The sequence below is a fragment of the Marinomonas vulgaris genome (assembly GCF_018145875.1).
Lineage (GTDB): Bacteria > Pseudomonadota > Gammaproteobacteria > Pseudomonadales > Marinomonadaceae > Marinomonas > Marinomonas vulgaris.
On the sequence record NZ_JAGSSV010000001.1, the window covers coordinates 416,365 to 439,811 of the forward strand.

A 23,447-nucleotide genomic window follows, 5' to 3' on the forward strand; every position below is an offset into this window, starting at 1 on the left:
GCGATGGCTCTTTTATTGTGTAAAAAGAGCCATCGCTTTTTGTTTGTCATCAATGAAACGGCTTACATCAATGTCCGCCTAAATACGCCTCACGTACTTCTGGGTTCACCAAGAGTTCCTCGCCAGTGCCTGTCATACGGATTTCGCCATTGACCATAACATAGCCACGGTTCGCCAGTTTCAGCGCGTGGTTTGCATTCTGCTCAACGAGGAAAATCGTCATACCGGTGCTAGCAACGTCTTTTAGAATCTGGAAGATTTGCTTCACGATAATAGGCGCTAACCCTAAGCTGGGCTCATCTAATAACAGCAATTTAGGGCGACTCATCAAAGCTCTCGCAATGGCCAACATTTGCTGTTCGCCACCCGACATGGTCGACGCCCGCTGGTTACGACGCTCTAAAAGTCGTGGGAAAAGCTCAAACATACGCTGCATGTCTTCTTCAGCGTGATCCATACCAATAGGAATAGTCCCCATCAGTAAATTTTCTTCTACCGACATGCCTGGAAAAATACGTCGGCCTTCTGGCGATTGTGCCAAACCGTGGGACGCCACATAGTGAGCCGATTTTTGCGAAATATCTTCGCCACGATAAATAATCTCACCAGAGGAAATGCGTGGCTGACCAAAAATAGACATCAACAAGGTCGATTTACCCGCCCCATTCGCGCCAATCAAGGTGACGATTTCCCCTTCATTGACGGTCAATGAGACTTTTTTTAGGGCTTGAATCGGCCCATAGTGCACATCTACCTCTTTAAACTCCATTAAGACTGTCATAGCGTTACCTCCTCGTCATCTTCTTCGGCACCGAGGTACGCAGCAATTACTTTGGGGTTATTTTTAATATCATCAGGGCCACCTTTAGCGATCACTTCACCATGATCAAGCACCACAATGTAATCTGAAATGTCCATGACCATTCCCATGTCGTGCTCGATTAACAATACAGTGGTGTTGTGCTCGTCGCGCAACACACGAATCATTTTGGTGAGCGCTTCGGTTTCAGAAGGGTTTAACCCCGCTGCTGGCTCATCCAGACACACGATTTCAGGGTTAGTACACATGGCACGGGCAATTTCTAAACGACGTTGCTGACCATAAGATAACTCACCAGCTAAACGGTTGGCAGAATCAACTAAATCCACCACACCCAACCAATAAAACACTCGTTCTAACGCTTCTTCTTCCGCTTTTTGATAGGCCTTGGTATTTAAAATACCCGCGATTAAACTGCGATTCACTCGCATATGTTGGGCAACTAAAAGGTTCTCAACCACGGACATTTCTTTGAACAAACGAATGTTTTGGAATGTCCGAGCTAAACCCGCACGGTTAACCAAGTGCGACCCACCAAACATCTTGTATTTTAAACGACGCACAAAGGCGACCGGAGAAAAGAAATCCGCTGGCTGGAAAGGTTCACCTAACACCTTGATCACACTGGTTTCTTTACCGCCTGCCGACAAAGTAATCTTGCCGCCTGTCGCTTTATAAAATCCGGTTAAGCAGTTAAATACCGTGGTTTTACCCGCCCCGTTCGGGCCAATCAAAGCCGATACCGAACCGCGCTGGATATCAAAATTTACGTCATTTAGTGCTTTAATCCCACCGAAGTGCATCACCAAGTTTTCGACTTTTAATACATGTTCTTGGCTCATTTCACAGCCCCTTTTCTTGGTGCAAACCCGGTTCGTGTCACACGAACAATACCTCTAGGTTTCCAAATCATCATGACAACCATCAAAATACCAAACATCAACACACGGTATTCGGCAAATTCCCTGAGCATTTCAGGCAATACGGTCAAGAAGAAGGCCGCAATCACCACCCCTAACGTGGAGCCCATGCCACCCAATACAACAATCGCAAGAATCAATGCCGACTCGAAGAAGGTGAAAGAAGAAGGGTTGATAAAACCTTGATAAGTAGCAAAGAACACACCCGCCAAACCACCGGTAGATGCGCCGAGCATAAAGGCAGACAGTTTCACCAAAACGTGGTTCAACCCTAAAGAACGACAGGCAATTTCATCTTCTCGCAACGCTTCCCACGCACGACCAATGGGCATTTTTACCAAACGGTGTTTGATAAAAAGCACCGCCCACACCACAGCAAATAGCACTATGTAGATAAACATGTACTTATAAGCTGAATCGTAAGGCAAATTAAAAAACTCATGGAAAGTTTCACCATCTCGGGATCGTCGCTTGAACTCAAGACCAAATAACGTCGGAAGAGGTGCAGAAATACCATTAGGGCCATGAGTAAAAGAAGCCCAGTTGGTTAATACCAAGCGGATGATTTCACCAAAGCCTAAGGTCACAATGGCCAGATAATCCCCGTGCATACGCAGTACAGGGAAGCCCAAAATAGCACCAGCAACCGCCGCTAAAATCGCTGCGATAGGCAACATAGACCAAAAACCAAGGCCGAGGTTTTCATACCCCAACGCCAAACCATAAGCACCGATGGCATAAAAGCCCACAAAGCCCAGATCCAATAGACCAGCCAACCCCACAACAATGTTCAGACCAAGGCCAAGCAATACGTAAATAAGTCCTAAAATCACCACGGTTAAGACATATTTAGATGCCACAAAAGGGATCAACAATCCAACCGCAATCACCAGAGGAATGATCCATACCATTTTCGATTTGTGGTTAGGGGCCAGAACCGTTGCCCCTTCGTTGTTATTGGCGTAACGAAACGCCATGGCCACGCCTTTCTCTGTTTGAAAAAAGCTTGATACGGCAAAGCGTCCCACGGCAACAATCGCTACAATCCATGCAACACGGTCAAATTCAAAATCAAATTTGTAGCCGTCTAATAGAACACCCACGATGGGACCAAAGAGAATCAGCGCCAAAAAACCCGCAATAAGCGCATCTATGCTGCTTTTTTTGAAATTAATTCCAACTGCTTGGCTCATTTATACTTTCTCCACTTCAGGTTTGCCGAGAAGACCACTAGGACGAATGATCAAAATGAGAACCAATAAAGAGAATGAAAAGACATCTTTATAATCCGAACTGATCAACCCAGCGAATAAGGCTTCGGACAAACCAAGAATCAATCCACCTAGCATGGCGCCAGGTAAGGAACCAATACCGCCTAATACCGCAGCGGTAAAGGCTTTGATACCAATAATGAAGCCAACGTAGAAATCAAACGCGCCATAATCCAGTGTGATCAACACACCAGCTAAGGCGGCCATCATGGCACCGATCACAAACACGGTAGAAATTACTTTATCCGTGTCTATGCCCAAAATAGAGGCCATTTTTCTATCTTGTTGTGTCGCACGACACATTCGACCTAATTTTGTTTTCTGAATAACATAGGTCAGCACGCCCATACCCAGTAACGAAATCAGCAAAATAAGCAGTTTCATATAGGTAATTTGAACAAAACCATCCCCTACAGAAAAACGAATGGCACCAGTAAGCAGTGTAGGCACACCTTGTTGGTTTGCCCCCTGACTGAGTTGCACATAGTTTTGTAAGATAAGCGACATACCAATCGCAGAAATCAATACAGAAAGACGACTGGAGTTACGCAGTGGACGGTACGCCACACGCTCAATAACCCAACCATATGCTCCTGTTACGGCAACGGTTAAAAAGAGTGTGCCGATGATGATAATAGGGAAAGACTCAATCCCAAAGAACGTTAATAGCGCAATTGCAATCGCTGTAATGTAGGCGGATACCATGTAAACATCGCCATGGGCAAAGTTAATCATGCCAATAATGCCGTATACCATGGTATAGCCGATCGCAATGAGTCCATAAACAGAACCAAGGGTTAGACCGTTTACCAACTGCTGGAGAACGATATCCATTGAAGACCTCGTGGGAATTTTTTTAGTTTTAATAGAGAGGACTCGCTTACCGGCATCAGAAAAAGCCGATAAGCGAGTGAGTTAAACTAAACGAATATTAGTTTACTTGGTTGTATTTACCCTGTGCGTTCCATTGGTACATAACGTAATCGGAAACGGTTAAATCGCCTTTTTCATCAAAGTCTTTTTTGCCCATCACCGTATTAATGGAGTTCGATTGCAACCATTCAGCCCCTTTAATCGGGTCTAAATCGTTGTTACCCAAAGCAGCGGCGACAATTTGCATCGCCGTGTAAGAATACAAGGTGTAGCCTTCTGGCTCGTAACCGGCAGCACGGAATTCACCGATGACTTTTTTACCAGATGGGTAAGACGATGGTGGCGCACCAAAGGTCATCAAAACGCCGTCTACGTATTCTGGAGACCCGGCAACAGAGACAAACTCATCGGATACAATGCCATCACCAGAGATGAAGATGGCTTTTGAACCTTGCTCACGTAGCTGACGAACCAATGGGCCGGCTTCGGAGTGAAGACCACCGAAATAAACCACATCGGCATCAACAGAGCGGATTTTGGTAATCAATGCGTTGAAATCTTTTTCGCCGCGAGTCAAACCTTCGTACATCACTTCTTGTATGCCGTAGGCGTTAAGTGTTGCTTTTGTCGCATCGGCAAGACCTTTACCGTAAGTGTCTTTATCGTGAATAACCGCGACGCGTTTCGCGCCAAGCTGATCCACGATATAGCTTGCTGCCACATCACCTTGTTGGTCATCACGACCACAAACACGGAAAACGTTTGGTAGACCTTGATCGGTCAAGGTTGGGTTAGTCGAAGCAGGGGTCACCATGAGTACACCGCCTTCCTCGTAAATGCGTGAGGCAGGGATTGAAGAAGATGAACAGAAGTGACCGACAACAGCCAAGGCACCATCAGAGTCAACCAAACGGTTCGCGATGGAAACCGCTTGTTTTGGTTCACAGGCATCATCGGCTTTAACAAGCTTGATCATTTCGCCGTTAATACCGCCTGCAGCATTAAGATCGGCTGCGGCTTTTTCAGCCCCTTTCCACATTTGCTCACCAAATGCCGCATAAGCACCTGTGTGTGGACCTGCCACGCCAATAACCACATCTGCCTGAGCCAGCGTTGCTGCTCCAGCAACCGCAAGAGAAATTAATGTTTTTCTGATAACCGCATTTGACATAAGAAAAGCCTCTACTCGTTTTGTGTTTTATCGTTATTATTCAAAAGCAAGAAGCGTTCCAACAATTAAGCCTCAATAATTAGGATGCTTTGTGGAACTTATACAGTGATTTTTCAAGAAATGTGCACCGCAATAATGCTACACACTAGTCTCAGACCAACTGTTGGTCAATAGCAGTGCACAAAAATCGTTCAAAATAAATGATACAACATCTTAGACAAGTGCATTAATCAGCATAAAACACCTGAAAAATAAAAAATCAAAGCATCATTCACTATAAAAGAAGCTGTGTATCATTGTGAGGCAATGGGAAGGAGTTGGCCTGGGTAAGATGGCTATAAATTCTACTGGGGATCAATACTTTGACTTGAAGAAACTAATACATCCGACAGCGGTACCAAGCGCACACCCTCTTGACGAAGCTGCTTAAGACGTTTTTTGAGGTAAGCCGTCGTTTCTGGATACGGGTGGCCAATCGCCAACGCACTACCATGACGCCTTGCCAAGGTGATTAATCGGGAAAATTGACGATCTATGGCTTTTTCGGTGCGAATATTATCTAAAAACACATCTCGGCTGACCGTTTTTAAACCATAATCTTCAGCGGTTTGTTTCGCGACACTCTTGGGGTTGGTCAAGCTGTCGATAAAAAACAGCGAACGCCCTTTCAGGGTTTCCATTACCCATGCCATGGAATCGGCTTTTGCGGTCAGCAAACTGCCCATGTGATTGTTCACCCCTTGAATGCCGGGTAAACCGTCTAAATCTTTGCTTAGGGTTGCTTTTAGCTCTTGCTCCGTCATGCTGGCATACAAGCCGCCGGGGCCTAATTTCAAGTTCCGTAGATTTTCCATGGGGGCGTGAAGTAGGGTAATTCGCTGTTGCTGTTGTGCCCCTACAGCGGTTTTTTGAGCGTAAGGTGTACTGGGCAAAATGGCCAACGCCACTTCGGTGGGCAAAGCCAGAGACGCCGTCATACCTTGTCGGTTATAGCCTAAATCATCGATTAAAATCGCAATACGTGCTTGAGGAGGGAGAACGTCCATAGGGTCGGCCATACATTCAAGATCCGCCATAAACGGCTCTCTTATAACAGGCTCTTTCTCAGCGATTTTTCTCGTGGCTAAATTTGAAAAAGGCACCACAATTGGCCCAAGGTGCTCTGGTAACACCACTTCATCAGCACTTTGGTGGACATTAGGAAGCTTGGTCAACTCATCGATAAACGCACTGTGATTCTGCTCGGCTTCTTGGCCTTTGGCTGAAAGTTCAACAACACTTTGTTCAGTGCCATTAAAAAAAGGCTCAACCGCTTGCACCCACCCTGACGAAAAAAGCGTTGCTGCAGCGAACAAAAATAGTGTGTTTAAATTAACCAAGTGCCTTGTTACCTAACAGACCGTTTTAAAAAACATGAGATTATTTTTGCACCAGTTTGGGCAAAGTTTTCAAAATCGTCACAGCTTGAAAGAGTTGGAAATCGGTTTTGGCCAACTCACCAATGTCTGACACCACATCCGCACTGGTGCGTTCTTCGCCACCTGTGCCGTTGCCCAAGTGCCCTTTTAACTCGGCTTCTTTGACAAAAAACTGGCCTTTGGTAAACGTTAGTGTCGCTTGTGGCACAACCAAATCGGGTGTTACCCCTTGTGCTTGTATCGAGCGGCCATTGGGCGTGTAGTATAAAGCGGTTGTGAGTTTCACCGCATCCCCATTAGACAAAGGAACCACAGTTTGTACAGAACCTTTACCAAAGGTTTCTGCCCCTAAGATCACCGCTCGTTGATGGTCTTGCAAGGCACCGGCCACAATTTCCGACGCCGACGCCGACCCTTCGTTCACCAACACCACCACAGGCACATTGGCTAATCGTGTGTTTTTCTTAGTCGCGGTAAATTGGCTTTTTGAAATTTCATGGCGTCCATTGGTGTATACGATCATGCCTTTGTCGATAAAAGCATCCACCACGCCGACCGCACTTTGCAGGACGCCACCTGGGTTGTTTCTTAAATCCAGCACAACACCTTTGATTTCGCCTTCTGTCTCACGCTGCTCAATGGCTTCATAAAATTCGACATCGCTGTCACTTTGGAACTGACTGATACGAAAATACGCAATGCTGCTTTCCAACCACTTAGAGGTCACGCTTTCGTCTTCAACGAGACTGCGAGTTAATTCATAGCGCTTTACTTCACCGTCGCGTTCTATGTCTAAGGTCACGGTTGACCCCACATCACCACGCATTAAAGTCACAATGTCTTGCATTCCAAGGTCAGTCACCAAGGTATTGTTGATCTTCACAATCACATCGCCCGGTAAAATACCGGCCTGTGCGGCGGCTGAACCGTCGATCGGCGTCACTATGGTCAAACGCTTATCTTTTACTTCCACCTCCACGCCGATGCCTGCGTAGTTGCCGGACGTCAGCTCGTTGAATTCCACCAGTTCACTCTTGGTAAAGTATTCTGAATGAGGGTCTAAGCCAGACACCATGCCTTTTAGCGCTTTGTTGAGGATGTCTTCATCCGACATCACTTCCACGTAGCCTTCACGAATGGTTTCGAAGGTTTCGACAAAGGATTGAATCTCAGCGGTTGGCAATGGTGTGTGTGTCGAACGCTCTGCGCTGGATGCAGAATCCGCAAACGCTGGCACTACACAAAACGCCATGCACAAAAACGCGGCCTTTTTACGTAGATTAGTAACCCTGTTTGTTTGTCTCACTGTTTCACGGCCCATTTGTCAAAAATTATGTGTAAGCTAGCCTGCATTTACCCAAGCAATTGGGTTAAGCGGCGTACCATTATGGCGAATAGCAAAAAACAGTGCCGGATCAGATCGTCCACCGGTACTGCCCGCCATGGCCAGAGTATCATTCGCCCCGACCCATTCACCCACTTCTTTGAGTAGGCTTTGGTTGTAACCATATAGTGACATATAACCGTCACCATGATCCAAAATAAGCAAAAAGCCAAACCCTCGCATCCAGTCAGAAAAAACCACTCGACCGGAAAAAATAGCATGAACAGCTTCGCCTTCTTGCGCTTTTAGCGCTACCCCACCCAAGTTAATACTGCCATTGGATGACAATTCTGATAAAGATTTAAGCGGTCGCACCAATTTACCCCGCTGAGATGAAAAAGGCACATCTTGATCGGGAATTTCGATGTCGGCCAAGGCTTCTTCTAATTGCTTCAACATAGCTTGCATGTTTTTCTGATCTTGGAGCAATTGTTTAGAACGTGTATCCCCTTTGGCGAGGTCTTGATTAAGCTTAGCTAATAATTGACGACGATCGGTTTGTTGACTCACCAAGCGGCTGCGTTCTTCTTTCAGCTTAACTTCTTCTTGAACTTGTTGCGCTCTGTGGCTGCGGATGCTTTTTTCCACTAGGTTTAAATCACTGACCTCAATGATAAAACCATTAATTAATGACTGGCGAGCATTAGAAAAATAACGGTTGTATTGCACAAGACGCTCGGCGTCTTCGGTGTTGTCGCCGTTTAATAAAAACTTAATGCTTTCTTCGTCGCCAGAACGATAAACCGCCCTGAGTTGGGCGGCTATTTGTTCATTTTGTTGTTGAATGCTCAACTGCAAGGAGCGTTGCTGGAGTCTTAATTCCCCCAGCTGCTTTTCGCCTTTTTTTAAGCTTTCTTGAATCGACTGGATGCTTTTCAGCAATGTCTGAATGTCTTTCTCTTTTGCTTCAAGTTGCTTCTCGACCCCGGAACGCTCGGATTTAAGATCTTTCAGCCAAACATTGAGCTTCTTGAGGTCCTCTTGCAACGCCTGAATCTGCTGTTTGGCTTCTTCCGGTGTTTGCGGCTCCCCCGCTGCCCAGCTAACGCTGGACAACAAAAGAAAGCTTACTATAAGACAGCGCGACCATAACATCATGCTCGTCTCATCCTCGTGTTAGCAAACTCACACCAGTCATTTCAACTGGTTTTTCAAGCCCCATCATGTCCAACAAGGTCGGCGCCAAATCACACAAGGCCCCTTCTTTGATGCCTAGCCCTGCTGTAGGCGACACCAATACGAGCGGCACAGGGCCAATAGTATGAGAGGTCAATGGTTGCGCGCCATCATCGCTGAGCATTTGTTCTACATTACCGTGATCGGCGGTAATTAGACACTGACCACCATTCACCTTTAACGCCTCAATAATACGACCCAAGCAAGCGTCTACGGCTTCAACTGCCTTCACAGCGGCCTCAAAAATACCACTGTGCCCCACCATGTCGCCATTGGCGAAGTTACAAATAATGGTGTCGTATTTGCCCGCTTCGATGACTTCCACCAGCTTATCAGTCACTTCTGGCGCACTCATCTCAGGCTGCAAATCGTAAGTCGCGACATTAGGAGAAGGAATCAACTCACGCTCTTCTCCTTCAAACAACGCCTCTTCGCCGCCATTGAAAAAGAAAGTCACGTGTGCGTATTTTTCTGTTTCTGCAATACGCAATTGCTTTTTGCCCTGCTTCGCCAGCACTTCACCCAAGGTGTTGCTCAACGCCACGGGAGGAAACGCTACGTCGGCTTTAATATCAGAGGCAAATTCTGTGAAGGTCACAAACGCCGCCAACGCAGGTGTAGCTGCTCGCTCAAAGCCATCAAAATCAGGATCCGTGAACGCACGAGTAAGCTGACGCGCGCGGTCTGGACGGAAGTTTGCAAACACAATCGCGTCGCCATCTTCCACAGGCGCCGCATCACCAATAATGGTCGCTTGTACAAATTCGTCATTTTCGTCGCGATCATAAGCGGCCTGGAGCGCGGCTTCGGCGGTACTCGCTTGGAACATGCCTTTCGCCGACACGATAGCATCGTAAGCGGTTTGTACTCGGTCCCAACGATTGTCTCGATCCATCGCAAAGTAACGACCAGTCAAGGTAGCAATTTTACCCACACCCAGCTCAGCCAATTTGGCTTCCAGCTCAACAATAGGCGTATGCGCCGAGCGAGGTGGCGTGTCGCGTCCGTCGGTAAAGCCATGAACATACACGGCTTTGGCGCCGCGTTTTACCGCGAGTTCACACATGGCCATGATTTGTTCGTGGTGACTATGAACGCCGCCCGCCGACAACAAGCCTAAAATATGCACGGCCTTGCCAGCAACAACGGCTTTATCAACCGCGTTAACCAAGGCGGAATTCTCAAAAAAACTGCCATCGTCAATGGCTTTGCCAATGCGGGTGAAATTTTGATACACCACACGGCCTGCGCCTAAATTCATATGACCCACTTCAGAGTTGCCCATTTGGCCTTCTGGTAGACCAACAGCCAAACCTGAGGTTTTGATTAACGCATGAGGCTTATTCGCCCACAAGGCATCCCAATTTGGTGTATTGGCCGCGGCGATCGCATTGGATTTAGACGTCTCGCTGTATCCCCATCCATCAAGAATAAAAAGGGCTGTGGTCTTTTTGCTCATTGTTTTGTGTCCCATTAATTGATCGTGAATGAGCCTGATACTACCACAGGCCCATGATTTTGTTAGCGGTTCATCAGGCTATCAGAAGTATTAATTTGTTTTATAGGAAGGCGTAAGGTCACTGCTCTTTCCTAATAACCAATCACGAAATATCACCACCTGTTCCAAGTCGGCTTTATCGACGGGGTAAGACAACAGGTACTCATGAGGGGTTTCGACCGGCTCACCAAAAGGCGCCACCAGCTCACCCGTTTGCAGGGTTTTCTCCGCCAGCATGGTTGGCATAATGGCAATGCCCATGCTGTTTTTGGCGGCTTCTAACAACATATGGAAGTGCGCAAATGATGCTCCGGCGAAAGAGCCACTTTCTAGTCCTTGCGCCACCATCCAATCTGGCCAAGCATTAATACGCGACGATAAATGCAAAAAAGGAAACAGCGTCACGTCTTGTACACTCCACGAGAGTGGTTGCACCTGATCTGGGTACTCAACAGCGGCTATGCGCTCTAACAGCGCCGGCGAACATACGGCAAGTACTTTTTCACGCATCAACTGATGAGACATAGCCCGTGGCCAATGATCGCCCCCATAATGCAAAATAATGTCGATGCTTTCAGGGTCGATCTTTGCGGCGTCGTCGAGGGAGCGCACCTTAATCTGAAACTGAGGATGTTCTAATTGAAATTGCGCCAATCTTGGCATTAACCAGTAAGACGCTAATGTTGGCAGCGCGGAAATCGTTAAGGTGGTTTTCTCGTCTTCCCGATGCAGCATTTTTAGACACGCATTTTCCATGCCATCTAATAAGGGCACCACTTCTTTGTAATACGCCGCCCCAGTGCCGGTCAGTACCAAGCGCTTATTTAGACGAATGAATAAATCCCGCGATAAAAACTCTTCGAGGTTACGAATTTGTCGGCTTACCGCACTTTGAGTCAGGTGCAGCTCCTCCGCCGCTTTAGTAAAACTAAGATGTCGAACCGAGGCTTCAAAGCATTTTAATGCAGTAGACGATGGGATATAACGGCGCATGAAAGCGTTACTCATTCACAAATCAGAAGAGACTTAACTGTATCCTATCTCACCCTTAATTCCCAACCGATAACCTAAAAACGCACCAGCAGAAGGCGTTATTACAGATCTATTCAAACCGCTACTGGTTAGTTTTTATTCGGGACGCTCACAACAATAAAACCACTCAATGCTTTAAGCGTTTTAGAAACCCTATTTACTCCTCAAAGATTAACCTTTTAGTCAGTTTTTATGCGCTAGAATGGCCTCACACTTTCACGGGAGTACACACCATGACCTACCGCAGTATCAAACTCATTGCGCGTCCAAAAAAAGAAATTACAGCAGACATTTTTAGCATCACATCTCAAGACATCCCAGAGCCAAAAGACGGCGAATTTTTGATCAAAATGACCCACCTTTCCTTAGATCCTGCCATGCGTGGTTGGGTAAGTGCAGACACAGAAAGCTACATTCCTCCAGTGGAATTAGGGGACGTTATGCGTGCCAGTGGCATTGGTGAAGTGGTTGAATCGAATAACGCACAATTTCCCGTTGGTACTCGCGTGATGGGGTTATTAGGGCTGACAGAATACGCCCTGAGCAACGGCCAAGGCGTGAACCCTATTCCAAAAAACATTCCAGCCGAAGCGGTGTTGTCGGTGATTGCTCTGCCCGGTATTACCTCGTACCACGGCGTATTTGACGTTTTAAAACTCAGCGCAGACGATGCAGGCAAAACCATCGCCATAACCGCTGGTGCGGGATCTGTGGGTTCTTTAGTCGGTCAAATGGCGAAAAACCTAGGATTAACCGTTGTTGGTGTCGCGGGTTCTAAAGACAAATGCCAATGGCTGACCGATGAACTTGGCTTTGATCATGCCATTAATTACAAAGACACGAATTTCGTCGAGCAACTGGCTAACGCGGTTCCTAATGGCATCGATTTCTTCTTTGAAAATACCGGCGGTGTGGCACAAGCACCTATTTTTGAACGCATGAACGCCCACGGCCGCATTGCCGTCTGTGGGCTTATTTCTGAATACGATAAAGAAACGCCAGACCCTGGCCCAAGCTGGTTAAATATCATCAAAAAACGCTTATCGATTCAAGGCTTCACCATGCCAGACCACTTTCACCGCATTCCAGAATACGGCCAAGCGCTGGGCAGCATGCTAGCCAAAGGAGAGTTAAAATACCGCTCGCACACCATTGAAGGTATCGAAAGCGCAACAACAGGCATCAATTTGTTGTTTGAAGGGAAAAACCAAGGCAAATTAATCGTTAAATTATAAGCGATAAAAAAAGCCCCTCGGTGATTGGTCTAGCCAAACATTGAGGGGCATTTCATCTCGATCAGATTACTAGTCTAGGGCGTGAAAGCGCTGCCCAAGATGATAAGTGTGGGCACCTATCTCATAAAACTGTCGTTTTAACTCGCGCATTGGAATATTGCGTAATAACGTGGTCGGCACCGACAAAGATTCCCGTCGATCGGTGAACCATTCGGCTAACTCTTTGCCCATAATCGTCCCAGGTCCAATACCACGGCCGCTGTAGCCTGCTACGCTGTACAAGCCACGCTGTAATTGCTGACAATGAGGCAAGTGATCTTCGCTGTAGGCAATTTGCCCAGTCCAGCAATAATCCCATTCAATCTTGCTCAAAATAGGGTACATCTCGGTGACGCGTTGAGACGCCCAATGTGACAACACATTACCCTCGCCGCCCATGCCGCCAAATACCAAACGTCCTTGACGATCAAGACGGAACGAACTCATCACAGTGCAGGTATCCCACACGCCTTCTTTATTTGGCATCACGGCGGCCAATTGCGCATCGGTCAGAGGCTTGCTCGCCAGCTGGCTATAATAGATAGGCACAAACTTGCGTGCCTGTTCTTTAACACCGTGCTCGCTGTACGCATTGGTTGCCAAAATGACTTTTTCGGCACGAATTTCGCCTTCTGCTGTGCTAATCAACCAGCCATCTTCTTGCGGTTTAATACTGGTAACCGGAGAAAAATCATACAATTTCGCCCCCTCTTTTATCGCTGCATGGGCCAAACCTCGGGCATAGGCCAAAGGTTGAATGGTGCCAGCACGAGGATCAAACAACGCCGAATTAAATTTGGTCGAGCCAATACGCGCCTGCGCCTCAGCGGCATCGAGTAATTGCACCGGCGCACCACGACGAGCCATTTGCTCATATCGACGCTGCAATTGAGCAATGCCGGTTTTGCCCACACCCGCATGCAAGGTGCCGTTACGCACAGGTTCACATTGAATATCGTATTCCGCAATTAAGCCGAATACATAATCTGGCGCCACGGCCAAGGCATCGTAGAGCACTTTTCCCGCTTCGGGGCCAATCGTTTTATCCAGTTGATCTGGTTCCAGCCAAAGACCCGCGTTTGCTAACCCTACGTTACGACCCGATCCCCCAAAGCCAATTTCTTGCGCTTCGATCACCGCCACAGATACACCAAACTTGGCCAAATGCAAGGCCGCAGACAACCCAGTAAAACCGCCACCAACAATCGCGACTTTAACGTCATGAGTGTCTTTTAATGGGGACAACTCAGGGCCTGCAGGCGCACTGGCGCGCCACAATGAATCACATACACGTTCAGCCATATCAACGACCTCCAAAGCGCGTTTTCACGCCCTTCAAAAAACAATTTAGGGTAAATAAGATTTTTGTTCGTAATCGATAACCACCAGAACCAATAAAGGCGAGCTAACACTCACCTTTATCGGATCAAATCACTGTCTGAATCAATCCGTCTTGATGCGGTATGCAGTAAACGGTTTATTCAAATCACAAATTGGCTCATTCAAAAACTATGCCTTGTGCGAGTGGTAAATCACCGCCGTAGTTCACTGTGTTCGTTGTACGGCGCATGTAGTTTCTCCATGCATCGGAACCTGACTCACGGCCGCCGCCAGTTTCTTTTTCGCCGCCAAACGCGCCGCCGATTTCCGCACCTGACGTGCCGATATTGACGTTGGCAATACCACAATCAGAGCCTGCTGGAGACATGAACATTTCCGCTTCGCGCATGCTTTCGGTGAATACCGCAGACGACAAGCCTTGTGGCACTTCGTTTTGAATCTCGATCGCTTCATCAAACGTGCTGTATGTAAGCACATACATAATAGGCGCGAAGGTTTCTTCGTGCACAATCGGTGCGTCGTGAGCAATGCGCACAATAGCCGGTTTCACGTAAAAGCCGTTTGCTGGAACGCCTTCGGTCACACGGTCGCCGCCACAAATGATCTCGCCGCCTTGCTGTTTCGCGGTTTCCAGAGCCGCTTGCATGCGATTGAAACTGCCCTCGTCGATCAAAGGCCCCACCAAGTTACCTTCTTCTAATGGATTACCGACACGAAGTGAGCCGTAAGATTTCGCCAAGCGCTCAACCAAGCCATCAACAATGGATTCGTGGGTGATCAAACGACGTAAAGTAGTACAACGTTGACCCGCAGTGCCCGCTGCGGAGAACACGATGGCGCGCAGGGCCAAATCCAAATCCGCGGTGTCGGAGACGATCATGGCGTTGTTGCCGCCTAGCTCTAATAGAGAGCGACCCAAACGACCCGCTACAGTTTTCGCTACCGCACGACCCATGGCTGTAGACCCCGTTGCTGACACCAATGGGAAGGTCTCGCTTGACGCAATGGCTTCCCCAAGATCACGATCGCCGATCATCACAGACACCGCCGCTTTTGGAATATCAGGCATATCAGCAATGACGTTTTGAGCAATTTTATACATGGCCAAAGCACACAATGGCGCTTTTTCAGACGGTTTAAGCAACACAGGGTCGCCACACACCAAGCCCAACATGGTGTTCCACGCCCATACCGCCATTGGAAAGTTAAACGCAGTGATTACGGCAACAGGGCCAAGTGGCTGCCATTGCTCCATCATGCGGTGGCCTGGGCGCTCAGACACAATAGACAAACCGTGCAACATGCGCGATTGACCCACGGCGAAATCACACACGTCGATCCATTCTTGTACTTCGCCCAAGGCTTCAGGAACAATCTTGCCCGCTTCAAGGGAAATCACCTGAGCCAATTCGTTTTTGTATTTGCGTGCTTCTTCGCCAATACGACGCACCAATTCACCGCGGCGTGGCGCTGGAATGGTACGCATCACTTTAAAGGCGTCTTTTAGTTCTGCATTAACGACTTCCAGCTGCGCAGGAGTGGCATTGTTAAAGGTCGACAAGGTCGCACCGTCGATTGGGCTTTGCGCCGAAAACGTGCTGCCTTCGCCCAATGCCAAGGTGTTTCCGGTTAATACACTGAAAAATGTATTGCCCTGTTTTAACGTGTTAACGCCGAGTGTTTCTAAGCAAATAAGTGACATGTGAACCTCTTAAGATCGCTGTATAGGTAAAGTATTTCGCTAAAATGTGTTGCTGATATTTCAATATCTCCACCTTAACCAGTGTCTCTTAAAATAAGAAATACCGTTTTTCTGCTAGTAGTCTAGCTTTTACCTATAGCCAGACATTATGGCTATAGGTATATTGAAAAGATCTCTTTTTACCAAAGCGAGCGCTTATTATGGACATTCGATCTTTACGCTATTTTATTGCCGTATACGAAGAACGCAGCTTGAGCGCCGCGGCCAAACGTTGCTTTGTGGCCCAGCCGTCTATTTCGACGACCGTGGCGCAGCTCGAAGACGATCTCAGCACCAAGTTGTTTGTTCGCCACTCCAAAGGCGTGTCTCCTACCGACAGCGGCACCCAGTTGTATCCTCACGCCTGCAAAATGGTCAGTGATCTGAGCGCCATGCGCACCCTGTTTACTGACAACCCAGCTCCGTTGAGCTTGTCCATTTCACTCGCGCCGTTTTTGTCCGGTGCCTTGATCAGTCAGGTTATCAAGACCATGCTCGACGAAGTACACGGGCTGACCTTAAAACTGGTCGATGAATCCGAAAGTGCCGACTTGCGCTTTACCTGCAGCCGTTATACTTCGGAAGAAGACGTGTTTTACCCACTATGGGAAGACGATTATGTGATCGCCATGCCTCTTGATCATTGGCTGGCGGATTTTCCGTCTTTGTCGATCAAACAAATCGACAAGCAGCCGTTTATTTCTCGTACGCCGTGCGACATTTTGGAATCGTGGAATTATTTGATGCAAAAACAAGAGCTCACCACCGACGTTCGAGCCCAGGTAAAAACCGAAGAATACGCACTGGATTTGGTGGCAGCTGGATTGGGGATTTCACTGATTCCCGAACATTCGTCTCGAGGTCGCAGCGATTTGTGCTTGCGCCCTTTAAACGACGTCAAATTGAAACGTGTGGTCGGCTTGGCTCACAACAAACAACGCAGCTTTCCAGCGCACTTGATCAATACGATTCTCGCCGCTAAACAACAACTGTTTGCCAACAAAACCAATGCTGACATAAGAGTCGCATAACTTTTGCGCATGACACGGTGCGTTTTTACCTTTTGCATTGGTAAGGAAACGTCCCTTAGAGTAACGACATATTGAAACGACTGGCTAATTCTGGAGTACCCTATGACACCAACCGACTTTTTTGCTTCTTTGTGGGATCGTTACACTCAAGTCACCCCACAAGCCCATAGCATCCAACAGCTGTTTAAGCAGCAGGGTGAAACTGTGTTGAACGACCATGTGGCCTTTCGCACCTTTAATAATTCCCCCATCTCGTTGGAAAAACTCGAGCCTCAGCTGGAAGCCCTTGGCTATCAGGCATACGGCGCGTTTGTGTTTGAAAGCAAACACCTAAAAGCCCGCTGTTACAAACACACCACCGAGGTGGATTCGCCGAAGATTTTCCTATCGGAATTGTTGGTAGAAGAACTGCCGCCAATTTGCCAAGAGATTATTGGTCGATATGTGGCGCAAATTCCGACAGACGCCGTGCAAACCCCCGCTATTTTTTGGGCTGGTAAGCTTTGGGAAACACCCACGCAAGCGGATTACCTTGCTTTGGCTGAACACAGTGAATACGCCGCTTGGTTATCTACCATGGGATTGCAGGCTAACCACTTCACCGTCAGCATCAACCATTTGCAACACCTCACCACCATAGAAGACGTGAACGCATTACTGGAAAAAGAAGGCTACGCACTGAACCAAGTGGGCGGTGTGATCAAAGGGTCACCAGAATCTTGCTTAGAACAGTCGTCTACCATGGCCGATAAAATCGACTACACCTTTGCCGATGGATCACAAAAAATCATCCCGAGCTGCTTCTACGAATTTGCCCGCCGTCATCCGATGGCAAACGGCGTATTGTTCGACAGCTTTATAGAAGGCAATGCAGATAAAATCTTCGATTCCACCAGCAATAAATAAGCTTTTCGCCCTTTGTATTCTCAAACGAGCCCCAGTGGCTCGTTTTTTTTTGAGAGTCTGTACCGATTCTGCAGGCCGTGTATAATGCTCGCAGTTTAAATTTGAGCCTTACGATTATGATGAACCAATTTATTGAATTTTCGACCAACCACTGGGAAATGGTCGCGTTATTTGTCGCGATTTTGATCACTTTGGTGTTTGTTGAACGAAAAAATGGCCCTGCAGGCCTTACCGCTTCTGCTGCGACGACCTTGATCAACAATGAAGACGCGGTTGTGGTGGATATTCGCCCTGAGAAAGAGTTTAAAACCGGTTATATTACGGGTTCGATCAACATTCCAGCAACCAAAATGAAAGACAACCTAAAACGTCTTGAGAAACACAAAGATGACCCCATTATTATTGTTTGTAAATCTGGCGTAACGTCTGGCCCTAGCGCTAAAGACCTTCAAAAAGCTGGTTTTACCAAGGTATACAAACTTCAAGGCGGTGTTGCGGAATGGCAATCATCTAACCTGCCACTGGTGAAAAAGTAAGAGACTTAATTATGGCTACGGTGACTATTTATTCGAGCGATTACTGCCCTTTTTGTGTGAGAGCAAAGCAGCTATTGGCGTCGAAAAACATCCCATTCAATGAAATTCGCATTGATGGTGAGCGTGAACGTAAACAAGAAATGATGGCAAAAAGTGGCCGTCACACAGTGCCACAAATTTGGATTGGTGAACAACACGTTGGTGGATGCGATGACCTTTTCGCACTTGAGCGCGCACAAAAGCTAGACGCTCTCGTCGCGCAATAATCGCACTCCTACGCCGCGTTGTAGCCAGCTAAACACAACTTCATAAAACGATTATAAAAGGAAACAAGATGTCCGATACTGCCGCGACCCCAGAAGCACCAGCACAAGAAGCCGCAACACCACAATTGTCTTTGCAACGTGTATTCTTAAAAGATATTTCATTTGAATCACCTCGCTCACCTATGATTTTCCAAGAAGAATGGAAACCAGAGGTCGGCTTGGAATTAAACACTAAGAGCCGTCAAGTTGGCGAAAGCGTGTACGAAATTGTATTAGAAATTACCGTGACGGTGAAAAACGGCGACCAAACCGGTTACCTAGTACAAGTTCAGCAAGGCGGTTTGTTTGTGATTTCTGGCCTTGAAGACCAGCAATTGCATCACGCACTAGGCGCTTTCTGCCCAGCCACCATCTTCCCATACGCCCGTGAAAACATCGACGCGGTTGTGGTTAAAGGCAGCTTCCCTGCCCTGATGCTTGCGCCAATCAACTTTGATGCTTTGTACCTTGAAAGCCTACAAAAGCAACAAGCTGAAACCACTCAGCAATAATATCTGCTGAGATACACAGAATGACAAAAAGGAAGCCGCGCGCTTCCTTTTTTTATTGCATAATACAAAACAATGGTTTGTACATTTCTCAGTCAAAATGAACGTTGTGATGAAAAAGAAGAAAAAGCCTTGCCCAAACTGCCTTAAAGCGCGCTGGTTGCTGCTTTATCTCGCCTGTTTTGCGCTGCTCGGCTTGTTGATGGCCAATCAATTTTTAGAAAAAGGACTCTAATGTGAAAGGGATATTTCTTGGCTTATGTTTTAGTCTGTTAGCCGGCTGTGCGACCTACAAACAAGACATTGAAGAAGGGCTCAATCTCGCCAAACAAGCCCAATGGCAAGACGCAGAAGAAAAGCTGCAAGGCGTGCTCAGCAGTAATCAAGATCAGCTCCTATACTACATGGAAACCGGCGCACTCGCGCAAAACCAAGGCGATTATCAACGCAGCAACGAACTGCTTGAACAAGCTGAACGCCTAAGTGACACCTTTTTCCCAACGAACTTTTCCAACCGCTCTTGGGCGCTGTTAAGCAACCCAAGACAAGGTGATTACCGTGGCAGCGGCATGGAAAGAGTTTACATCAGTTACCTTAAATCTATGAATTACCTCGCTCTGGCAGAGCAAGAAACGTCTGCGAGCAAACAGCGCGAATTCAGAGATTCCGCATTGGTTGAAGTGCGTCGTATCGATATTAAGCTCAATGAAATTCGTGCACAGAATCCCAGCTATCAAGATCTTAACGCCAAAGAAAACCAAGCGTTTTACCGCAAGGCGCTAAGCTGGTTAGGCGATTTTTACACCGGCGGTCGCGACACCGATAAGTTCCTCTATCGCGACGACGCCTGGGCACGCTACATGGAGGGGTTGCAGTATGAAATCAGTGGCGAGATAGATGACGCCCGCATCAGCTACCAAAAAGCCGCCAATCTTTATCAAGATGGCTACGCCAAGCAATACGATTTGCCCGGTGTCACTGCAGAACGCGCTTGGTTAGACACCATTCGCATGATGCAAAAAGGCGGCTTTAGCCAAAGCGATATAGACCAGCTGATTCAAACTAAGCTGTCTTCTGAAATGCAAACCACCTTACAATCATACGAGTCAAACGACGCTGAAATGGTCGTTTTAGAACACCAAGGCTTTGTACCGGACAAAAGCGAAATGACGGTGTTGCTTTATGCCGACCCTCGCGCCTACTCCTTAGTCTTGGAGCCACTTCATACGGGCGGACCTAAAAGCGCCAACGACTCTTTTCGTTGGTTTACCATGGTCTATGCCGACATTAATCCTTTAAACTTAATCGCCAATTACAAAGCGGGAGGCACTTGGGGCGCAGTGTCTGGTGCCTTTACCAAGAGAGTGATTCTCGGTCGCCCTGTTTGGCAGCAACTGAATACTGTCCAGCTCGATACTATGCTAAGCGAGCAAATTATTCGTGTCACCGTGCCTTATTACCAACGTTTCACCTTGGACAAGAGCCCTACCCAGTTAATCATGGGTGGCCAGATGCCAACTTCGAATATTCAAGCGGTAAGAATGACCTCCTTAGCCGACATCGCCCTTCAAGAGCAACTGGCGCAAGCACAACGGGATATCTATGAAGGCTTGATTCGCGAACTGCTGCGCAACTGGTTAGCCTATCAAGTGGCGGCCAATGTGGAAAACGAAGGCGCTAGCTTATTGCTGAGCTTAATCGGTCAAGTTGCCGTCTTTGCATCGTCGGCCGCCGATACACGCAACTGGCTCACCTTGCCGGCGCAAGTCAGACTGACACGACAGCCTATGCCCGCAGGCGACTATTCGCCACGCTATCAAGTCAACCAGCGTACTTTCTCGCTTGGCGACATCCAGCTTGACCAGGATGAAATTAAATTATGGAATCTACGCAATCCCTACTAAATTGATTACACTAAGCCTTTGCTGAACAACGAATAGCAAACGGCAATCAACGAACATCAGGCCACACTGACGCAAGGAAAACACTATGTTCTCACTTAAAAGCTCAACAGCACGTCCTCAATGGGCGCTTCTATCTTTAAAAAGTCTCTTTACCCTTTTCATGGCGGTTTTGTTAACCGCCTGCTCTGGCAGCGTAAAGCGCCTCGATACCAATGAAGACGTCATGCTGTCGGATCGCTGGAACGACACTGACTCTCGTTTGGTCGCCGAAGAAATGATGGGCGACATGCTGACCTTCCCTTGGTTCCGTGACTACAATTTCAGTCAAAAAGGCAACCCAACGGTCATCGTTCAAACCATTCGCAATAAGACATCCGAACATATTCCAGTCGAAACTTTCGTTAACGACATCAAACGCAGCCTATTGCGTGCCGGTAAAGTCGACTTTGTGGTCTCTGGCGCTGAACGTGATGACATCCGCAACGAACGCGAAGAACAAGAGCTGAACGCCGCTCCCGATACCGTCGCGAAATTTGGCCTTGAGCAAGGCGCAGGCTTTGCCTTATCAGGATCAATCAACTCTATCGTGGATTCAAACGGCGACCAGCGAGTCAGCTTTTATCAAGTCGATCTAAAGTTGATCGACATGACCACTAACCGCGAAGTATGGAATGGCCAGAAGAAAATCAAAAAGCTAGCGGAAAAAGGCTTCTTTTAACCATGACGCATCGCACTTTGCTTACACCCTTGTATTGGCTTGCTACGGCCGGTGTTGTCTTAAGCCTAAGCGGTTGCTTAGTGCTTAGCGCTTCGTCTGAGGAGTCGGCGCAAGCCGCTCCCGACTGGGTGGCAGCACCGCCAAAAAGCAGCCGCTATTTATACGGTGTGGGCAGTGCGCCACGCATTGAAAACCTCGCTCTTGCGTTCACTCAAGCTGAACAGAACGGCAACGTACAAATCGCCCAACAGTTGCGCACTCAAGTCAGCCAAATAAACACCCAAAATACGCAGGTTCGTACCGATCAGGGTAACGAGCAGGTGTCGAAAATCGAAACGGCCTACACTCAAGTCGCCACCTCGGCCATTGAACTTGAACAGGCCACTAATGAACAACGCTATGCTGGCGAGAACTACGTCTACGCCTTGCAATCCATTGACCGCAGTCGCATCGTCGCTAAACTGACCAGTGCCATCAGCGACACCGACGCCCGCATCCGCCAACTTGCCAACAGTTTGACTACCTCCCTTGGGCAAGTCCCCGTCACGCAAGATTGGCAAACTTATATGTCTTTGTTGCCTCATTTTGCGCAGCGAAAAGCCTACCAAAACGAACTTAGCCTGTATTCCACCGCAGAAGTGACGGCAGGAAAACCAACGATTGATGTGCAAAACATCGAGCAACAGCTCAATCGAGCCTTATCGGTTTACGGGTTTGATGTGTCTAATACAGATCAAGCCGACGCACTGGCCAGCGCCTTATCAAGTTTTGGCTTAACACCAAAAAGTGGCTCTATATTCATTCTGAACAGCCAAACCAGACAACACAGCGAAACCCAGAGCGGCCGCTTTTACGTCTTTGAAGAAGGCACTCTGAGCTTAACGGGTCCAGATGGCACACGACTCGCCTCTTGGACGCTTAGCGCAAGAGGCATTGCGCAAAACCTGTCCAGTGCCGCTGAAAAAGCCTCAGAACAATGGGCCAACCAAGCTGCTGAAACTATGTTTACTTGGTTAACACGCTTACAATAAGCTCATTGCTTATTATCTGCACAGTTTTAACATATATTATTCTTTCCAATCAATGAGTTAGAAAGCTACCGCCCTTAGTAGTGAAAATATCTAATCTGTTTGCTGAAAATTGATCGTTTGCTGAATGATTGGTCAGTTTTGTATTATTGTCTTCGTCAAATACGACATCATTTTTTGGAGACTTATTATGAAAAACAATCTTAAATACGACGATTTCGGTAACATTGATGCGGATTACTATGTGGAGCAAGCATACGAATTGCGTCGCGAATTTTATGCCGTACAAACTAAAAAAGCCGTTGCTTCAGTAAAATCTTTTTTCGCTAATTTTTCTATTGCTCACCCGTTCAAAGCGTTTCAACACTAAGTTCTGCACCACAGTCATGGGGTAAATTCCTACCACATGCACTCGTAATGCCCAATGTTCCCGATGATCGAAAGACAAAATAAAAAATCGATCCGGTAACGGGTTTTCTTTCTCTCCTCATCGTTTCTGTACTTTCTTCCTACTTTTTCTATCTCTTCAACTTGTGTTTATCTAAGCCTTTCTTCCGCTGCGTTTGTCCACACCATTGCGTTCATTAAAAC

At 47.4% G+C, this 23,447-nt stretch carries 23 protein-coding genes; 11 read left to right on the forward strand and 12 right to left on the reverse strand.

The window, feature by feature from the left end; all coding sequences use genetic code 11:
• Positions 1-67 precede the first annotated feature (67 nt).
• From J9B83_RS02005 to J9B83_RS02050, 10 genes are all read right to left on the reverse strand, one after another.
• On the reverse strand, positions 68-781 hold the full coding sequence (locus tag J9B83_RS02005; protein ID WP_211535043.1) for an ABC transporter ATP-binding protein: 714 nt from the start codon (positions 779-781) through the stop codon (positions 68-70).
• A complete protein-coding gene (locus J9B83_RS02010) occupies positions 778-1,662 on the reverse strand; it encodes an ABC transporter ATP-binding protein (protein ID WP_211535044.1) in 885 nt (294 codons plus the stop codon). Before J9B83_RS02010 ends, J9B83_RS02005 begins: the two co-directional genes overlap by 4 nt.
• Positions 1,659-2,933, reverse strand: a complete 1,275-nt coding sequence (gene livM / locus J9B83_RS02015) for a high-affinity branched-chain amino acid ABC transporter permease LivM (protein ID WP_211535045.1) — start codon at positions 2,931-2,933, stop codon at positions 1,659-1,661. Before livM ends, J9B83_RS02010 begins: the two co-directional genes overlap by 4 nt.
• Positions 2,934-3,845, reverse strand: a complete 912-nt coding sequence (locus J9B83_RS02020; protein ID WP_211535046.1) for an ABC transporter permease subunit — start codon at positions 3,843-3,845, stop codon at positions 2,934-2,936.
• Positions 3,846-3,942: 97 nt separating this feature from the next.
• Positions 3,943-5,055, reverse strand: a complete 1,113-nt coding sequence (locus J9B83_RS02025) for a branched-chain amino acid ABC transporter substrate-binding protein (RefSeq protein ID WP_211535047.1) — start codon at positions 5,053-5,055, stop codon at positions 3,943-3,945.
• Between the two features lie 344 nt (positions 5,056-5,399).
• Complete coding sequence (locus tag J9B83_RS02030; protein ID WP_236037041.1) at positions 5,400-6,434, reverse strand: divergent polysaccharide deacetylase family protein; 1,035 nt, start codon at positions 6,432-6,434, stop codon at positions 5,400-5,402.
• Between the two features lie 40 nt (positions 6,435-6,474).
• Positions 6,475-7,725, reverse strand: coding sequence for a S41 family peptidase (locus J9B83_RS02035; RefSeq protein WP_211535048.1), 1,251 nt, complete (start codon positions 7,723-7,725; stop codon positions 6,475-6,477).
• A gap of 90 nt (positions 7,726-7,815) precedes the next feature.
• Positions 7,816-8,955, reverse strand: coding sequence for a murein hydrolase activator EnvC family protein (locus J9B83_RS02040; RefSeq protein ID WP_211535049.1), 1,140 nt, complete (start codon positions 8,953-8,955; stop codon positions 7,816-7,818).
• Between the two features lie 7 nt (positions 8,956-8,962).
• Positions 8,963-10,492 carry a 2,3-bisphosphoglycerate-independent phosphoglycerate mutase gene (gene gpmI / locus J9B83_RS02045; RefSeq protein ID WP_211535050.1) on the reverse strand — a complete coding sequence of 510 codons (1,530 nt, stop codon included), beginning with the start codon at positions 10,490-10,492 and terminating at the stop codon, positions 8,963-8,965.
• Between the two features lie 90 nt (positions 10,493-10,582).
• Positions 10,583-11,539 (reverse strand): LysR substrate-binding domain-containing protein, encoded by a 957-nt coding sequence (locus J9B83_RS02050; RefSeq protein ID WP_236037042.1) that lies wholly within the window; start codon positions 11,537-11,539, stop codon positions 10,583-10,585.
• 257 nt (positions 11,540-11,796) lie between these two features.
• On the opposite strand from J9B83_RS02050, the gene J9B83_RS02055 reads away from it, so the two are divergent.
• The gene (locus tag J9B83_RS02055; protein ID WP_211535051.1) at positions 11,797-12,798 is read left to right on the forward strand and encodes an NADP-dependent oxidoreductase; all 1,002 of its coding nucleotides are present in this window, start codon (positions 11,797-11,799) and stop codon (positions 12,796-12,798) included.
• Between the two features lie 69 nt (positions 12,799-12,867).
• Here the strand turns inward: J9B83_RS02055 and J9B83_RS02060 are convergent, their stop codons facing one another.
• Together J9B83_RS02060 and amaB are read right to left on the reverse strand one after the other, a co-directional pair.
• The gene (locus J9B83_RS02060; protein WP_211535052.1) at positions 12,868-14,139 is read right to left on the reverse strand and encodes an NAD(P)/FAD-dependent oxidoreductase; all 1,272 of its coding nucleotides are present in this window, start codon (positions 14,137-14,139) and stop codon (positions 12,868-12,870) included.
• Positions 14,140-14,335: 196 nt separating this feature from the next.
• Complete coding sequence (gene amaB, locus J9B83_RS02065) at positions 14,336-15,880, reverse strand: L-piperidine-6-carboxylate dehydrogenase (protein WP_211535053.1); 1,545 nt, start codon at positions 15,878-15,880, stop codon at positions 14,336-14,338.
• 200 nt (positions 15,881-16,080) lie between these two features.
• On the opposite strand from amaB, the gene J9B83_RS02070 reads away from it, so the two are divergent.
• The 10 genes from J9B83_RS02070 to J9B83_RS02110 all read left to right on the forward strand — a co-directional run bounded on the left by J9B83_RS02070 (position 16,081) and on the right by J9B83_RS02110 (position 23,226).
• Entirely contained in the window at positions 16,081-16,950 is an 870-nt protein-coding gene (locus J9B83_RS02070) for a LysR family transcriptional regulator (protein WP_211535054.1), read from the forward strand.
• A gap of 102 nt (positions 16,951-17,052) precedes the next feature.
• The gene (locus J9B83_RS02075) at positions 17,053-17,856 is read left to right on the forward strand and encodes a DUF1338 domain-containing protein (RefSeq protein ID WP_211535055.1); all 804 of its coding nucleotides are present in this window, start codon (positions 17,053-17,055) and stop codon (positions 17,854-17,856) included.
• Positions 17,857-17,972: 116 nt separating this feature from the next.
• Entirely contained in the window at positions 17,973-18,392 is a 420-nt protein-coding gene (locus J9B83_RS02080) for a rhodanese-like domain-containing protein (RefSeq protein WP_236037043.1), read from the forward strand.
• A gap of 11 nt (positions 18,393-18,403) precedes the next feature.
• A complete protein-coding gene (gene grxC, locus J9B83_RS02085; protein ID WP_211535057.1) occupies positions 18,404-18,658 on the forward strand; it encodes a glutaredoxin 3 in 255 nt (84 codons plus the stop codon).
• A gap of 68 nt (positions 18,659-18,726) precedes the next feature.
• The gene (gene secB / locus J9B83_RS02090) at positions 18,727-19,209 is read left to right on the forward strand and encodes a protein-export chaperone SecB (RefSeq protein WP_211535058.1); all 483 of its coding nucleotides are present in this window, start codon (positions 18,727-18,729) and stop codon (positions 19,207-19,209) included.
• Positions 19,210-19,318: 109 nt separating this feature from the next.
• Entirely contained in the window at positions 19,319-19,441 is a 123-nt protein-coding gene (locus J9B83_RS15885) for a hypothetical protein (protein ID WP_268927831.1), read from the forward strand.
• Between the two features lies 1 nt (position 19,442).
• Positions 19,443-21,110: a hypothetical protein gene (locus J9B83_RS02095; protein WP_211535059.1), complete on the forward strand. Its 1,668-nt coding sequence runs from the start codon at positions 19,443-19,445 to the stop codon at positions 21,108-21,110.
• Positions 21,111-21,195: 85 nt separating this feature from the next.
• Positions 21,196-21,828 carry a penicillin-binding protein activator LpoB gene (locus J9B83_RS02100; protein WP_211535060.1) on the forward strand — a complete coding sequence of 211 codons (633 nt, stop codon included), beginning with the start codon at positions 21,196-21,198 and terminating at the stop codon, positions 21,826-21,828.
• Between the two features lie 2 nt (positions 21,829-21,830).
• Positions 21,831-22,859 carry an LPP20 family lipoprotein gene (locus J9B83_RS02105; protein ID WP_211535061.1) on the forward strand — a complete coding sequence of 343 codons (1,029 nt, stop codon included), beginning with the start codon at positions 21,831-21,833 and terminating at the stop codon, positions 22,857-22,859.
• A 187-nt stretch (positions 22,860-23,046) separates the two neighbouring features.
• Positions 23,047-23,226, forward strand: a complete 180-nt coding sequence (locus J9B83_RS02110; protein WP_211535062.1) for an RSP_7527 family protein — start codon at positions 23,047-23,049, stop codon at positions 23,224-23,226.
• The last annotated feature ends 221 nt before the right edge of the window (positions 23,227-23,447 follow it).